We start from the raw sequence: 15,344 nt of genomic DNA on the forward strand, positions 1-15,344 counted from the left end.
CGATGACCCGGACGGCCACCCGGAGTCCCGTCGAGCCGACGACGGTACGACAGGTCGAGGCGCCGCCCCTGGTAGGGGGCCGGGGGCGGCGCCGCCTCCTCGACCAGGCCCGTGCCTACGCGTTCCTCATCGGCGGCCTCATCTGCTTCGCCCTGTTCTCCTGGTACCCGGCGATCCGCGCGGTCGTGATCGCCTTCCAGAAGTACACGCCCGGCTCCTCACCCGAGTGGGTCGGCACCGCCAACTTCACCCAGGTCTGGCACGACCCCGAGTTCACCGCCGCCTGGCGCAACACCCTCGTCTTCACCCTGCTGGCCCTGCTCATCGGCTTCGCGATCCCGTTCGTACTGGCCCTGGTCCTCAACGAGTTGAGGCACTGGAAGGCCTTCTTCAGAGTCGTCGTCTACCTCCCGGTGATGATCCCGCCGGTGGTCACCGCCCTGCTGTGGAAGTGGTTCTACGACCCGGGAGCCGGCCTCGCCAACGAGACGCTGCGCTTCCTGCACCTGCCCACCTCGAACTGGTCCAACGGCACCGACACCGCCCTCATCTCCCTGGTGATCGTGGCCACTTGGGCCAACCTGGGCGGCACCGTCCTGATCTACCTGGCCGCGCTCCAGTCCATCCCCGGCGAGCTGTACGAGGCCGCCGAGCTGGACGGCGCGAGCCTGCTGCAACGCGTCCGGTACGTGACGATCCCTCAGACCCGGTTCGTCATCCTGATGCTGATGCTCCTTCAGATCATCGCCACGATGCAGGTGTTCACCGAACCCTTCGTCATCACCGGAGGCGGCCCGGAGAGCGCCACCGTCACCGTCCTCTACCTGATCTACAAATACGCCTTCCTCTACAACGACTTCGGCGGCGCCTGCGCGCTCAGCGTGATGCTCCTCGTGCTGCTCGGCGTCTTCTCGGCCCTCTATCTGCGGCTGACCCGCTCCGGAGAGGACGACCTGTGACCACCCGCACGCTGCTCTCCCCGGCGGCGCTCGCCCGCCCCCGCGGCAGGGCCGTCTACTGGACCGTTTTCACCGGCGTCGTCGTGCTCTTCGCCCTCGCCTTCCTCTTCCCCGTCTACTGGATGGTCACCGGCGCGATGAAGTCGCCGGACGAGATCGCGCAGACCCCGCCCACGATCATCCCCAAGCACTGGCACCTCAGCGGCTACACCGACGCCTGGGACCTGATGCAGCTCCCGCAGCACCTGTGGAACACGGTCGTCCAGGCCGCCGGCGCCTGGGCGTTCCAACTGGTCCTGTGCACGGCCGCCGCCTACGCCCTGTCCAAACTGAAGCCCGCCTTCGGCAAGTTGATCCTCGGCGGCATCCTGGCGACCCTGATGGTTCCCGCGCAGGCACTGGTCGTACCGAAGTACCTGACCGTCGCCGACCTCCCGCTGATCCACACCAGCCTGCTCAACAGCCCCCTCGGCATCTGGCTCCCCGCCGTCGCCAACGCCTTCAACCTGTATCTCCTCAAGCGGTTCTTCGACCAACTCCCGCGCGACGTCATGGAGGCCGCCGAGATCGACGGCGCCGGAAAACTCCGCATCCTGTGGTCCATCGTGCTGCCCATGTCCCGGCCCGTCCTCGGCGTCGTGTCGATCTTCGCCCTGGTCGCCGTGTGGCAGGACTTCCTGTGGCCGCTGATGGTCTTCTCCGACACCGACAAACAGCCGATCAGCGTGGCACTCGTCCAGCTGTCGCAGAACATCCAACTGACCGTGCTCATCGCCGCGATGGTGATCGCGAGCATCCCCATGGTCGCGATGTTCCTGGTCTTCCAGCGGCACATCATCGCCGGGATCAGCGCAGGCAGCACGAAGGGCTGACGCCGCCCCCTCGACGCTCCTCGACAGAAAGGCCAGCACCGTGGGACAGCCCACCCCTGCCCTCAGCCAGGACGACTGGTGGCGCTCCGCCGTCATCTACCAGGTGTACGTCCGCAGCTTCGCGGACGGTGACGGCGACGGCACCGGCGACCTCGCGGGCGTCCGCTCCAGACTGCCCTATCTTGCCGAACTCGGCGTGGACGCCCTGTGGTTCAGCCCCTGGTACCTGTCACCGATGAAGGACGGCGGCTACGACGTCGCCGACTACCGCGCCATCGACCCGGCCTTCGGCTCGCTCGCCGAGGCCGAGAAACTCATCGCCGAGGCAAGGGAGTTGGGCATCCGCACGATCGTCGACATCGTGCCGAACCACGTCTCCGACCAGCACCCGTGGTTCCGTGCCGCCCTCGCCGGCGGCCCCGAACGCGACCTGTTCCACTTCCGCCCCGGCCGCGGCGCGCACGGCGAACTCCCGCCCAACGGCTGGCGGTCCCAGTTCGCCGGCTCCACCGAACCCGTGTGGACCCGCCTCCCCGACGGCGACTGGTACCTCCACCTGTTCACCCCCGAGCAGCCCGACCTCAACTGGGCCCACCCGGCGGTGCGTCAGGAGCACGAGGACATCCTGCGCTTCTGGTTCGAGCGCGGCGTCGCAGGGGTGCGCATCGACTCGGCGGCACTGCTCGCCAAGGACCCCGCACTGCCCGACTTCGTCGAGGGCCGCGACCCGAACCCCTTCGTCGACCGCGACGAACTCCACGACATCTACCGCGACTGGCGGGCCGTCGCCGACGAGTACGGCGCCGTCTTCGTGGGCGAGGTCTGGCTCCCCGACACCGAACGCTTCGCCCGCTACCTCCGCCCCGACGAACTGCACACCGCCTTCAACTTCTCCTTCCTGTCCTGCCCTTGGGACCCGGACCGACTGCGCACCTCGATCGACGAGACCCTCGCCGAGCACGACCCGATCGGCGCGCCCGCCACCTGGGTCCTCTGCAACCACGACGTGACCCGCACGGTCACCCGCTACGGCCGCACCGACACCGGCTTCGACTTCGCCACCAAGGCCTTCGGCACCCCGACCGACCTCGCCCTCGGCACCCGGCGCGCCAGGGCGGCGGCGCTGCTGTCGCTGGCCCTGCCCGGAGTGGTCTACCTCTACCAGGGGGAGGAGCTGGGACTGCCCGAGGTCGAGCTGCCGGTCGACCGCATACAGGATCCGATGTACTTCCGGTCCGGCGGCACCGACCCGGGCCGCGACGGCTGCCGGGTGCCGCTGCCCTGGGTCGCCGACGCACCGTATGCGGGATTCGGCTCGCGCGGCGAGCCGTGGCTTCCGCAGCCGGCCGGCTGGACATCGTATGCGGTCGACCGTCAGCAGCAGACCGTCGACTCCATGCTCAACCTCTACCGCGAGGCGATCCGCCTCCGACCGGCCCTCGGCGACGGCCCCCTCACCTGGCTGCCCGCCCCCGAAGGCGTCCTCGCCTTCACCCGCGCGGAGGGCGCGATCTGCGTGGTCAACCTTTCCGACACACCCGCCGACCTCCCCGCCCACACCCGACTCCTGCTGACCAGCGGCCCACTGGACGACCAGGGCCGCCTTCCGCGCGACACGGCCGTCTGGCTGCAGACCGCATAACGCAGGCCGGCGACTGTCGGCTGTCGACCGGAGACCGGCGGGTGTCGACCGTCCACCGCCGACAGCCGACCGTAGGCCGGTAATTGTCGACCGCCGCCCCGCATCCGCTATCCCCTTACCCCCACCCTGAAGGGATCGGCACATGCACAGCACCCTGTTCAGATCTGTCAGGCACATGCCAATCATAGGTACGGCTGTCGCCCTCGCCGCCGGCATGCTCGTCGCCCTGACCCCCGTCGCCGCCCACGCGGCCTCGGGCGCCTCCCTCCCGTTCACCTCCGTCGAGGCCGAGTCGGCCGGCACGACCGGCACCAAGATCGGCCCTGACTACACCCAGGGGACCCTCGCCTCCGAGGCCTCCGGACGCCAGGCCGTACGGCTCGACTCCGGGCAGCGGGTCGAGTTCACCGTGCCGCGTGCGGCCAACGCCGTGAACGTGTCCTACAGCGTGCCGGACGGCCAGAGCGGCAGCCTCGACGTGTACGTCAATGGCGTCAAGATCAGCAGGACGCTCGCCGTGACGTCCAAGTACTCGTACATCGACACCAGTTGGATCGCCGGCGCCAAGACGCACCACTTCTTCGACAACTCCCGGCTCCTGCTCGGCCAGAACGTCCAGCAGGGCGACAAGGTCGCCTTCGTGTCGACCGGTACCCAAGTCACCGTCGACGTGGCCGACTTCGAGCAGGTCGCCGGGGCCGCCGCGCAGCCCGCCGGTTCGGTGTCCGTGGTCTCCAAGGGTGCCGACCCCAGCGGCGCGGGCGACTCCACCCAGGCCTTCCGGGACGCCATCTCCGCCGCCCAAGGGGGAGTGGTGTGGATCCCGCCGGGCGACTACCGGCTCACCTCCTCCCTCAGCGGCGTGCAGAACGTGACGCTCCAGGGCGCAGGCCAGTGGTACTCGGTCGTGCACTCCTCGCGCTTCATCGACCAGTCCAGCTCCTCGGGCGGCGTCCACATCAAGGACTTCGCGGTCATCGGCGAGGTCACCGAACGCGTCGACTCCAACCCGGACAACTTCGTCAACGGGACACTCGGTCCCGGGAGTTCGGTCTCCGGGATGTGGATCCAGCACCTCAAGTGCGGCTTCTGGCTGACGGGCAACAACGACAACCTCGTCGTCGAGAACAACCGCGTCCTCGACACCACCGCCGACGGCCTCAACCTCAACGGCACCGCCCACGGCGTGATCGTCCGCAACAACTTCCTCCGCAACCAGGGCGACGACTCCCTCGCCATGTGGTCGCTCAACTCCCCCGACACCAACAGCAGTTTCGAGAACAACACCATCTCGCAGCCGAACCTCGCCAACGGCATCGCGATCTACGGCGGCACGAACATCGCGGTCAGGAACAACCTGGTCTCCGACACCAACGCACTCGGCAGCGGCATCGCGATCTCCAACCAGAAGTTCCTCGACCCCTTCTCGCCACTCGCCGGGACCATCACGGTCGACGGCAACACCCTCGTCCGCACCGGCGCGATCAACCCCAACTGGGGCCATCCCATGGGCGCGTTGCGCGTCGACTCCTACGACAGCGCGGTCAACGCCACCGTCAACATCACCAACACGACCATCACCAACAGCCCTTACAGCGCCTTCGAGTTCGTGTCGGGAGGCGGGCACGGGTACTCGACAGGCAACGTCACCGTGAGCGGTGCGAGCGTGCAGAACACGGGCACGATCGTCGTCCAGGCCGAGGCACAGGGCGCGGCCAAGTTCAGCAACGTGCAGGCCACCGGCGTCGGTGTGGCCGGCATCTACAACTGCCCTTATCCGTCCGGCTCAGGGGTCTTCACCCTCTCCGACGGCGGCGGCAACTCCGGCTTGAGCAGCACCTGGTCGGACTGCTCGACCTGGCCGCAGCCCGGTCAGGGCAACCCGCCCCCGGACCAGAACGCCAACCTCGCCAAGGGCCGTCCGGCCACCGCGACTGGCTCGCAGGACGTCTACACACCGGGCAAGGCGGTAGACGGCGACGCGAACACCTACTGGGAGTCCGCCAACAACGCCTTCCCTCAGGCCTGGACGGTCGACCTGGGCTCCAACCAGGCGTTGCGCAGGGTGGTGTTGAAGCTGCCGCCGTCCTCCGCGTGGGGTGCACGCACGCAGACGCTGTCCGTGCTGGGCAGCACCGACGGCTCGACCTACTCGACCGTCGTCGGCTCCAGCGGCTACCGCTTCGACCCGGCGACCGGGAACGCGGTCACCGTGGCCCTGCCGAGCAGCACGAACCTGCGCTATCTGCGGCTCAACGTCACCGCCAACACGGGTTGGCCGGCAGCGCAGTTCAGCGAAGTGGAGGCGTATCTGTCTTCGTGAGCCGGTCCTGAACCGGGAGCGTCCCACGCTTCGCCGCCTGGATCTGTTCGTACACATGGGTCCGCAGTTCGGCGAAGCGCGGGGCGACCCGGGTGTGCAACTGGTCGCGCTCCACGGGCAGATCGACCTTCAGCTGCTCCTGCACGACGGTCGGGGACGCGGACAGCACGACCACGCGCTCGCCCAGGTACACGGCCTCGTCGATGTCGTGCGTCACGAAGAGGATCGTGATGCCGCGTTCCCGCCACAACCCCCGTACGAGGTCCTCCAGATCGGCGCGGGTCTGCGCGTCGACCGCGGCGAACGGCTCGTCCATGAGCAGGACATCGGGTTCGTACGCCAGCGCGCGGGCGATGGCGACCCGTTGCTGCATCCCGCCGGACAGTTGCCACGGATACGCTCCCGCGGCATCCGTGAGCCCCACCGACTCCAGTGCGTCCGCGACGAGTCCACGGCGTCGCGCCTTGCTCAACGCCTTCTGTTTCAAAGGCAGTTCGACGTTCTCGCCGACCCGCATCCAGGGGAAGAGGCTGCGCCCGTACTCCTGGAACACGAACGCCATCCCGGGCGGTGGACCGCTCACTTTCTGTCCGCGCAGGAGGACTTCGCCCGCTGTCGGTGTGAGCAGTCCGCCCATGCACTTCAGGAGGGTGGTCTTGCCGCAGCCCGACGGGCCGACGAGACAGACGAGTTCGCCGGCGTCGACGGTGAAGGTGAGGTCCCGCACCGCCTCCACCCGGCGACCGGAACCTTCGTAGACCTTGTGCAGGCCGGATACGTCGAGTAGCGCGTGCATGGACCGCCCTTTCACGATGTTCACGGGGACCGGCGGGAGGCGGCGCGCAGGCCGTGGTACCAGCCGAGCACGCGCCGCTCGACCACCTGGAAGACGACGGAGAGCAGGAACCCCAGCAGCCCGAGGACGAGGATGCCGGTCCACATGTCGGGGATGGCGAAGCTGCGTTGGAACTGGACGACGGTGTAACCCAGGCCGTCGGTGGCCGCGAACATCTCGCTGATGACCATGAGGATGATCCCGATGGACAGCGCCTGGCGCAGCCCCGCGAAGATCTGCGGGCTCGCCGAGCGCAGCACCAGCGTGCGCAGCCGGGCGACGCCCGTGACGCCGTAGGAGAGGGCCGTCTCCTTCATGACCGGGTCGACGGCGCGGACGCCCTCGACGGTGTTGAGGAGGACGGGCCAGACGCAGCCGCTCGCGATGACCACGATCTTCATGGTGTCGCCGATGCCCGCGAACAGCATGATGACGGGGACGAGGACCGGCGGCGGTACGGCGCGCAGGAACTCCAGGACCGGTTCGCACACCGCGCGCACCCGCCGGTACGAGCCGATGACCGTGCCGAGCGCGACCCCGACGACGGCCGCCGTGGCGTAACCGGCAGCGAGGCGTAGGACGCTGGGCAGTACGTCCGTCTTGAGGCGGTCGCCGGTCCACACGTCCGGGAAGGTCTTGAGGATCGTGCGCAGCGGCGGCCAGTACACGTCGGTGCTGCCGTCCGAGGCCAGCCACCACAGGGCGACCAGTACGGCCGGCAGCGCGACCGCGAACAGCACTCGGAGCAGAGTGCGCTTCACACCGCCACCTCCCCGCGCACCGACTGGTGCCAGGCCAGCGCCCGCCGCTCCACCGTACGCGCGCCCACGTTGATGAGCAGCCCCAGCAGACCGGTCACCACGATCAGGGCGTACATCTCGGGTACCGCCTGCGAGGCCTGCGCGACGGCGATGGTGGCGCCCAACCCCGGTGCCCCGATGACCAGTTCGGCGGTGATGGTGAGGATCAGCGCTACGGCCGCCGCCAGTCGGACCCCCGTCATGACGTAGGGCAGCGCGCTCGGCCACAGCACGTGTCGGACCCGGGCCCAGGTGCCGAGACCGTACGACCGTGCCGTCTCCTCGGCGACCGGGTCGACGTCCTGGACGCCGTAGAGGACCTGGATCAGGATCTGCCAGAAGGAGGCGTAGACGACGAGCAATAGCACCGACTTCAGTTCGGTGCCGTACAACAGCACTGCGAGGGGGATGAGGGCGACCGATGGGATCGGGCGCAGGAACTCGATCGTCGAGGCGGTTGCCTCGCGGAGGTGAGGGACCACGGAGAGCAGGACGCCGACGACGATCCCCGCGCCGACGGCGATCGCCAGGCCCAGGGCCCAGCCGGTGAGCGTGTCGCCGAGCGCCGACCAGAACGCGCCGTCCTTGAGCTCGTCCCAGAACGCGGACGCGATACGGCTGGTCGGCGGGAAGTAGGCCTCCTTGACGATGCCGACGCGCGGCACGACCTCGCCGAGGGCGAGGAAGGCCGCGAGTCCGGCCGCACCCAGTGCGGTGTTCAGACCTTTCACGGGAGCAGCGTGTTCAGGTCGGGGGTCTTCTTGAAGAGTCCGTCCGTCTCGCTCAGCTTCTCCAGCGCCTCGATCGACGAACGGTTCGCATCCGCAGGCCACTTGGGCAGGATCACCTTGGCCAGCACGCTCGACGGGACCTTGGTGTAGGTGGCGACGATCTGGCGGACCTCGTCCGGGTGGGCGTCGGCGTAGGCCAGGGACTCGGCGGTGGCCTCCTGGAACTTCTTGACCACGTCCGGGTTCTTGGTCGCGTACGCCGTCGACGTGAAGTACATGGCGACGGTGAGGTTCGGCGCGACGTCGACCAGCGGCCAGGCGATCTGGGTGGCGCCCTGGTTCAACATGGTGGTCAGGGCGGGTTCGACGGCCATGGCGGCGTCGATCTGGCCCTTGTCGAGCGCGGCCGGCATCTGGTCGAAGGCCAGCTCGACGAACTTCACCTTGTCCGGGTCGCCGCCGGCCTTGCGGACGGATTCGCGTACGGCCGTCTCGTTGATGTTCTTCAGCGTGTTGACCGCGACCTTCTTGCCCTCCAGCTCCTTCGCCGACTTCAGGCTGCTGCCCTTCTTGACGACGAGGGCACCGAAGTCCTTGCCCGACACGCCCGTTGAGGCGACGCCGTTGGCGATGGCCTTCACCGGGACGTCATTGGACTGGGCGAGCATCAGCGAGGTCATGTTGGAGAAACCGAACTGGAACTGGCCGCTCACCACACCCGGCACGATGGCCGCGCCGCCCTGCGCGAGCGTCATCGAAAGTTTCAGGCCGTGCTTGCTGAAGAAGCCTTCCTTCTGGCCGAGGTAGAGCGGGGCGACATCGACGATGGGGATGACCCCCACCTTGACCGTGGTGGTGCCGGTGGACGAGCTGTTCTTGTCCGACGCTCCGTTGCCGGACGAACCGCAGGCCGACGCGGCGACCAGCACTGTTCCGGCCGCGAGGCCGACGAGCAGACGACGCATGGCAACTCCTGTGCAGACGACGTTGTTCCGACAGGCTGTGCGCACACCGCACAGTGGTGCTCAATTGGTGCTGAGCGGGAACGTAGAGCCCCGGCACGGCCGGGTCAATGCCTAATGCTCACAATATTGTTGACAGTTATCGAAGTGCGCTCTTAGCGTGCCCCAGGAGTGCACCTGGCGCGTCCTCCGGAGGTGGCGATGCCTGCAGCCGCTCGCGAGCCCCACTTCGTCCGGTCGCTGGAACGCGGCCTCGCCGTGATCCGCGCCTTCGACGCCGACAACCCGGAGTTGACGCTCAGTCAGGTAGCCCGCAGCTGCGACCTCACCCGCGCGGCGGCCCGCCGTTTCCTGCTGACCCTGGCCGACCTCGGGTACGTCCACACCGACGGCCGCATGTTCCGGCTCGCCCCGCGCGTACTGGAACTCGGCTACGCCTACCTCGCCGGACTGACACTCCCTCAGATCGCGGAACGCCACCTGGAGCAACTCGCCGACGCCACAAGGGAGTCGTCCTCGCTCTGCATCCTCGACGGCGACGACGTCGTCTACGTCGCCCGGGTGCCCACGCGCCGCATCATGGCGGCGGCGATCACCGTCGGCACCCGCTTCCCGGCCCATCTGACCTCGGTCGGCCGGGTGATCCTGGCGGACCTGGCGGACGAGGAGATCGAAGTACGGCTCGCCCGCGCGGAGTTACGCCCCCTGACCGCCCACACGCTCACCTCGCCGACGCTGCTGCGGGCCGAACTGCGCAGGGTGCGACGGCAAGGATACGCCATCGTGGACCAGGAGTTGGAGGAGGGACTGTGCTCGGTCGCCGCCCCGGTCCGGGACCGGGACGGCGTGGTGGTGGCGGCCGTGAACATCCCCGTGCACGCGGGCCGCACCTCCCTGGACTCGGTCCGCCGCGAGTTGCTGCCGCAACTGCTCAGCGCCGTGGCCGCGATCGAGGCGGACCTGAGGATCACAGATCCAGCACGAGCCGCTTCCCCAGGCAGCGCGAGACACAGATGAGCATCGTCTCGCCGGCCGCGCGCTCCTCCTCGCTCAGCACTGAGTCCCGGTGGTCCGGGGTGCCTTCGAGGACATCGGTCTCGCAGGTCCCGCAGGTGCCCTCGGTACAGGAGAAGAGCACCTCGACACCGGCGGCGCGCACGGTGTCGAGGACGGACACGCCCACCGGGACGGTGACCGTCCTGCCGCTCTGCTCCAGGACGACCTCGAACTCGCTGTCGGCGCCCACCTCTTGGACCTTCGGCTGGAACCGCTCCACATGCAGGATGCCGCCGGGACACCGTTCCTCGACCGCGTCGAGCAGCGGCCCCGGACCGCAGCAGTAGACGAGAGTGCCGTCCGGTACGCCGTCCAGCACCGACGGCAGGTCGAGCAGCCCGACCTCGTCCTGCGGAGCGACGGTGACGCGGTCGCCGTAACGGCCCAACTCCTCTGTGAATGCGAGGGAGTTGCGGGTGCGACCGCCGTAGAGCAGGCTCCACTCCGCGCCCGCCGCCTCGGCCGCGGCCAGCATCGGGAGGAGGGGCGTGATGCCGATGCCGCCCGCGACGAAGCGGTATCCGGGTGCGGGCTCCAGTCGGAAGTGGTTGCGCGGCCCGCGTACCCGCACCTTGTCGCCCCGCCCCAACTGCTCGTGCACATACGCCGATCCGCCGCGCCCGTCCGGCTCCCGCAGCACCGCGATCCGCCACGCCGTACGGTCGGCGGGGTCGCCGCACAGCGAGTACTGGCGTTCAAGGTCGGGGCCGAGCAGGACGTCGATGTGGGCGCCCGGTTCCCAGTCGGGGAGTTGCTCGCCGAGCGGGTGGCGCAGGGTGAGGGCGAGGACGCCTTCGGCCGCGAACTCCTTTTCCGCCACGATGAGTTCGGCCTCGTAGGTGGTCATGCGCCGGCTCCCTGCGGATCGTCGACCGAGTCGGCCGGACCTACCGAGTGGCCGCTGGGGTGGGCGAGCATCCACTCCCACATCTCGATCGGGTCCTGAGAGGTGTGCTCGCGGCCGCAGTGGCAGGTGCCGTGCAGGACATCGGTGCCCGGCAGCCAGTCGATGCGGTAGACCTCGCCCGTCGGAGCGGTCACTGGACCCTCTCCACGGGCTTGGCGCCCTCCTCGACCAGCCGGGCGAGGATACGGCGGGCGGCGAGGCCGCCGGTGTCGATGTTGATGCTCAGCTCCTGGTAGCCGCCGCGCTCCGAACCCAGCGTCTTCTGAAGGAGGTTGAGCGCGTCCACGTCCTGCATGACGACCGTGTGGTTGTTGCCCCGCAGGAACTCGGTGACCTCGGCGTCGTCCGTGGCCCAATCCCGCGAGACCGCCCAGAAGTCGTACACCTTGCCGTCAGACGAGGGCGTGATGGCGTACGTGATCTCGGTGTGGAAGCCGTTCGGATCGCTGCCGTCCGCCTCGGGGAGTACGCCGACCGGGGCGATACGGCTGTGCAGCAGATACAGGCACGGCGCGTGGTACTCGATGTCCTGCCAGCGGGTGATCCGCCCTTGTATTCCCGTGGACTTGGCGTAGAACGGCGGGCACTCGGCGTCATCCATGTGCCGGCTCACCCGTACGATGCCGGCGCCCTCGTCGACCTCCGTGGTGATCGGTGTCTCGGCGACCTCGGGGGACCCGATGTAACCGCCGTGCAGATACGTCTCGTGGGAGAGGTCGAGGAGGTTGTCGACGAGGAGGCCGTAGTCGGCGTCGATCGGCTCCATACCGCTGACGGTGACCCACTTGGGGGAGGCGAGATGCGGGGCCCGGGGAATGACCTGCGGGTCCGCGAGCGCCGGGTCGCCGATCCACACCCAGACCAGCGCGTCCTGCTCGACCACCGGATACGAGGCGACGCGGGCGGTGCGGGGGATGCGTTTCTGCCCCGGCACGTACACGCAGCTGCCCGTCGTGTCGTACGTGAAGCCGTGGTAGCCGCACACGATCCGGTCCCCGTCGAGCCGGCTCTCGGAGAGCGGGAACCGGCGATGCACACACCGGTCGTGCAGTGCCACGGCGGTGCCGTCGTCCTCGGTGCGGTAGAAGACGAGGGGTTCGCCGAGGATCGTCCGGCCGAGCAGGTCGCGGCCGACCTCGTGGCTGTAGGCGGCGACGTACCACTGGTTCCTGGCGAAGGCGGTCATGTGCGGCATGGCTGCGGCTCCCGTCGTTGGGTGGTGGCGACATCGTCCGGAAGGGGGTCGCGGGGGCGCAACACTGGTTCCGCCTCACGGAAGGTTCGATGTAACAGGCCTGTTCAGTGGGTTGGTCTGGATGTGCCTCGGTGTTCGACGCAAGTGGAACGCGCAGCCGTGCTTTCTGTTCTTCGCCTGCGATCCGTGTCGCTGCAGCTTCGATGCATTGCGGAGGGTGGCCGATTTGGTTTCTTTCTGGCGACTTGGCGAAGGCCTGCTCGCGCTTGATCCCCCAGGGCAGTGCTGAGCTGAGGGTGTCGTTGATGCGGTGCAAGGTGGCGGCGGAGGTGGCTCCGGACTGTCCCGAGTCAGGTGGAGTCGAGTAGCCACGCAGGATCGGACGTGACGCCGGAGTCCGCGTTGGGCGACCTGCGGCAACGAGCCCAGGGGCCCCGGGATCCCGGGGCAATGTCCGCCGGGATCAGCCCGGCTCCGAAGGGGTGGACTAACGTGTCCGGGTGATCAGGAGTTGGATGGAATGGGACGCCCTCACCGACCGTGAGCCCAACGCGTGGTACCGGGAGGAGCGGGACCGGCTCTCGGACACGGCCCGGGACGCCAACTGGAGCGGCCTGTTCGAGGAGTTGAGGAAGCATCCGGAGCGGGCCAACCTCCCCCGGATCGGGAACCGCACCGGTTACGCCCCGCTGCATCAGGCAGCCTGGCACGGCGCGGACTTCCCCGTCGTCTCCCGGCTGATCGCGCACGGCGCCTGGCGCACACAGCGCACCCGGGACGGGCAGCGCGCTGTGGACGTCGCACGGAAGCAGGGGCATACGCATCTGCTGGAGCTCCTGGAACCGGTCGTGGTGCGGCCACTCCCGTTCCCGCCCGAGATGCTGGAACACCGCTTCCACGCGCTGCTACGGGAGAGAACCGGCAGTTGCTTCGAGAAGACCGAGCACCTATTGCCACCGCTGGCGCCGCTGACGGAAGCACCAGCCGTAGAAATCACCTTCGCCGTATTCGGCATGATGGGCGGCGTCACCTACCGTCTCGAAGAGGATCATCTGTACGTGCACTTCCACTCACGGATGGACGCCGACGACGGGGAGCACTACCGCGTAACCCCCGACAGCTGGTCCAAGATCAAATCCCCACGTGTACCGCCGCCGCCTCCGCCCGCCCCGCAGCGCCCCACGTCCTGACCGACGGACGGGCCAGGCCAAAAGGGCTCTGGGCGTCGAGCACATAGGCGCCCGGATCGGCGTCCCTGCCTTCGGCCTGGCACACCAACTGACGCAGGATGCGGTTGAGTTGACCGAAGATGCCATCCTTCTGCCATGCCGCGAAGTATCCATAGACGGTCTCTCGCGGCGCGAAGTCGTGCGGCAATAGAGCCACGGGATCCCGGTCCGGTCCACGTAGAGTCCGGGTCCGTCATGTCCGACGGATATCACGGATATCGCCGAGCGCGTTCCGGGCGGTCGGCCGCATTCCCGAGCCGGTGAGCGACGCAATCGCACTCCGAGGAGGCTGAGCTGAACTCCGACGGTGCGGGCGTGTACAGCCACGGCAACAAGACCTCCTTGGCCCTGGATCTCGGCGTTCATCCTCGGCATGGTGGTGAATCTGACGGTGACCCGCAAAGACGTCATCGACCGCGAGCCCGTCGCGGGACAGGCCGCCTGAACAGCGTGGGAGGCGTTCAGGAACCGTTCAGGAAGTGATCGACAGAGTCGGACACTACGGCCGTCTTCCGCGGCCGGACCATGCGTTGACAGGGCGCCTGTTCCTTCACGGGAACGGGCGCCCTCCCATACCCCCCACCGATACCCCCCACCGAACAGGAGTGTCCGGCACCTTGGAGATTCCGGAAGCCCTCACCGACACCGACACCGCCCGTACGCACCAGCGGACCGTGGCCACCGCCAAGTCGGTGGTGAAGAAACTGCCCGAGGTCACCCTCGCCTTCTGGATCATGAAGATCGCGGCGACGACTCTGGGCGAGACGGCCGGCGACCTCTTCGCCCAGACCCTGAAGCTCGGCTACTTCCTCACCACGATCGCGCTGTTCCTGATCTTCGTGGTGACCCTGGTGGTGCAGCTGCGCTCCCGGCGCTACAACCCGTTCTTCTACTGGACGGTCATTCTGTCGACCAGCATGGCCGGCACCACGATGTCCGACTTCATGAACCGCGATGCCAGCACCAAGTACCTCTCGAACGGCGCCACTTCACTGGGCTGGGGGCCGCAGGGTCTCGGCCTCGGCTACCCGACCGGCGCGGCGATCCTGATCTCGATCCTGGTCGTCATCTTCGCCGTGTGGAAGCTGACCGGGATGACGTTCGTCATCCGGGACATCGTCAGTTTCCGCGGGGAGGCGCTGTTCTGGTCGGCGATCCTCGTCTCCAACACCCTCGGCACCTCCATGGGCGACTTCCTGTCCGACAGTTCGGGCCTCGGCTACGCAGGCGGGGCGGCGCTCGTGACCGGCGTGCTGCTGGTGCTCGTCGCCGTGATGAAGGCACCCGCGGTACCGAACGTGCTGCTGTTCTGGATCGCCTTCGTGCTGACCCGTCCGCTCGGCGCCACCGCAGGTGACTTCCTCACCAAGCCGGTCGCCAAGGGCGGCCTCGACCTCGGTACGCCGGGTTCGTCGGCCGTGCTCCTGGCGGTACTGATCGGCCTGATGGGGTACGCCCATGTCCAGGAGCGTCGGCGCCCCGCCCCGTCTCCGTCGTCGCCTCCGCGGCCTGGCGGGCGCGGCTGAGCCACTCGGCGGACGGACTGACCTGTTCGGGTGTGCGAGTTCGGTGCGTCTGGCCGTCACGCGAAAGACCGTCACCCGGCCGGAGGGCGCCTTCGGCCGGGTGCCTTGAGTGGTGCGAAGGGCGTCCCGCCCGACGGGCGGATGATGTGAGGGCGTCATAAGAAAGTGGTCCGGTGTTCAGGAACAGCCGGCTCCACTCCGGCGGAGGTGACCCTGGGCTGCTCGCCGGGGCTGCGGGCGTCTCTCCACTTGGGGAAAACCAGGCCTGCTTGGTGAAGCCCCGACCGCCCCTTCCCGGTGTGTTCAC

The 15,344-nt window shown here is 68.4% G+C and carries 14 protein-coding genes and 1 pseudogene; 7 read left to right on the top strand and 8 right to left on the bottom strand.

Going from position 1 to position 15,344, the window contains the following annotated elements:
- The first annotated feature begins 2 nt into the window (after positions 1 to 2).
- The 4 genes from AB0I69_RS13840 to AB0I69_RS13855 all read left to right on the top strand — a co-directional run bounded on the left by AB0I69_RS13840 (position 3) and on the right by AB0I69_RS13855 (position 5,796).
- Positions 3 to 959: a sugar ABC transporter permease gene (locus AB0I69_RS13840; protein WP_363095832.1), complete on the top strand. Its 957-nt coding sequence runs from the start codon at positions 3 to 5 to the stop codon at positions 957 to 959.
- Positions 956 to 1,831 (top strand): carbohydrate ABC transporter permease, encoded by an 876-nt coding sequence (locus tag AB0I69_RS13845; RefSeq protein ID WP_363095833.1) that lies wholly within the window; start codon positions 956 to 958, stop codon positions 1,829 to 1,831. The genes AB0I69_RS13840 and AB0I69_RS13845 overlap by 4 nt, the downstream gene beginning before the upstream one ends.
- Positions 1,832 to 1,871: 40 nt before the next feature.
- Positions 1,872 to 3,473 carry a glycoside hydrolase family 13 protein gene (locus tag AB0I69_RS13850; RefSeq protein WP_363095834.1) on the top strand — a complete coding sequence of 534 codons (1,602 nt, stop codon included), beginning with the start codon at positions 1,872 to 1,874 and terminating at the stop codon, positions 3,471 to 3,473.
- A gap of 142 nt (positions 3,474 to 3,615) precedes the next feature.
- Complete coding sequence (locus AB0I69_RS13855) at positions 3,616 to 5,796, top strand: discoidin domain-containing protein (RefSeq protein WP_363095835.1); 2,181 nt, start codon at positions 3,616 to 3,618, stop codon at positions 5,794 to 5,796.
- Here AB0I69_RS13855 and AB0I69_RS13860 read toward each other — a convergent pair.
- From AB0I69_RS13860 to AB0I69_RS13875, 4 genes are read right to left on the bottom strand one after another with little or no spacing between them, the layout of a single operon-like run.
- A complete protein-coding gene (locus AB0I69_RS13860; RefSeq protein ID WP_363095836.1) occupies positions 5,765 to 6,592 on the bottom strand; it encodes an ABC transporter ATP-binding protein in 828 nt (275 codons plus the stop codon). The two genes, AB0I69_RS13855 and AB0I69_RS13860, sit on opposite strands and share 32 nt — an antisense overlap.
- 20 nt (positions 6,593 to 6,612) lie before the next feature.
- A complete protein-coding gene (locus tag AB0I69_RS13865; protein WP_363095837.1) occupies positions 6,613 to 7,392 on the bottom strand; it encodes an ABC transporter permease subunit in 780 nt (259 codons plus the stop codon).
- Positions 7,389 to 8,162: an ABC transporter permease gene (locus AB0I69_RS13870; protein ID WP_363095838.1), complete on the bottom strand. Its 774-nt coding sequence runs from the start codon at positions 8,160 to 8,162 to the stop codon at positions 7,389 to 7,391. Before AB0I69_RS13870 ends, AB0I69_RS13865 begins: the two co-directional genes overlap by 4 nt.
- Positions 8,159 to 9,127: an ABC transporter substrate-binding protein gene (locus tag AB0I69_RS13875; RefSeq protein WP_363095839.1), complete on the bottom strand. Its 969-nt coding sequence runs from the start codon at positions 9,125 to 9,127 to the stop codon at positions 8,159 to 8,161. The genes AB0I69_RS13870 and AB0I69_RS13875 overlap by 4 nt, the downstream gene beginning before the upstream one ends.
- A 198-nt stretch (positions 9,128 to 9,325) precedes the next feature.
- On the opposite strand from AB0I69_RS13875, the gene AB0I69_RS13880 reads away from it, so the two are divergent.
- The gene (locus AB0I69_RS13880; RefSeq protein WP_363095840.1) at positions 9,326 to 10,141 is read left to right on the top strand and encodes an IclR family transcriptional regulator C-terminal domain-containing protein; all 816 of its coding nucleotides are present in this window, start codon (positions 9,326 to 9,328) and stop codon (positions 10,139 to 10,141) included.
- On the opposite strand, the gene AB0I69_RS13885 is transcribed toward AB0I69_RS13880, so the two are convergent.
- The 3 genes from AB0I69_RS13885 to AB0I69_RS13895 are packed head-to-tail and all read right to left on the bottom strand — an operon-like array spanning position 10,092 to position 12,282.
- A complete protein-coding gene (locus AB0I69_RS13885; protein ID WP_363095841.1) occupies positions 10,092 to 11,027 on the bottom strand; it encodes a PDR/VanB family oxidoreductase in 936 nt (311 codons plus the stop codon). The genes AB0I69_RS13880 and AB0I69_RS13885 overlap by 50 nt on opposite strands.
- Positions 11,024 to 11,221, bottom strand: a complete 198-nt coding sequence (locus AB0I69_RS13890; protein WP_363095842.1) for a hypothetical protein — start codon at positions 11,219 to 11,221, stop codon at positions 11,024 to 11,026. The genes AB0I69_RS13885 and AB0I69_RS13890 overlap by 4 nt, the downstream gene beginning before the upstream one ends.
- Entirely contained in the window at positions 11,218 to 12,282 is a 1,065-nt protein-coding gene (locus AB0I69_RS13895; RefSeq protein ID WP_363095843.1) for an aromatic ring-hydroxylating dioxygenase subunit alpha, read from the bottom strand. Before AB0I69_RS13895 ends, AB0I69_RS13890 begins: the two co-directional genes overlap by 4 nt.
- A gap of 515 nt (positions 12,283 to 12,797) precedes the next feature.
- Between AB0I69_RS13895 and AB0I69_RS13900 the strand changes: the two genes are divergently transcribed.
- Positions 12,798 to 13,472 (top strand): ankyrin repeat domain-containing protein, encoded by a 675-nt coding sequence (locus AB0I69_RS13900; protein WP_363095844.1) that lies wholly within the window; start codon positions 12,798 to 12,800, stop codon positions 13,470 to 13,472.
- A 25-nt stretch (positions 13,473 to 13,497) separates the two neighbouring features.
- Here the strand turns inward: AB0I69_RS13900 and AB0I69_RS13905 are convergent.
- Positions 13,498 to 13,694, bottom strand: a pseudogene (locus tag AB0I69_RS13905) (transposase); the annotation flags it as partial.
- A gap of 434 nt (positions 13,695 to 14,128) precedes the next feature.
- Here AB0I69_RS13905 and AB0I69_RS13910 point away from each other — a divergent pair.
- Positions 14,129 to 15,037 (top strand): hypothetical protein, encoded by a 909-nt coding sequence (locus tag AB0I69_RS13910; protein ID WP_363095845.1) that lies wholly within the window; start codon positions 14,129 to 14,131, stop codon positions 15,035 to 15,037.
- The last annotated feature ends 307 nt before the right edge of the window (positions 15,038 to 15,344 follow it).

The organism is Streptomyces sp. NPDC050508 (assembly GCF_040655155.1).
Classification (GTDB): domain Bacteria; phylum Actinomycetota; class Actinomycetes; order Streptomycetales; family Streptomycetaceae; genus Streptomyces.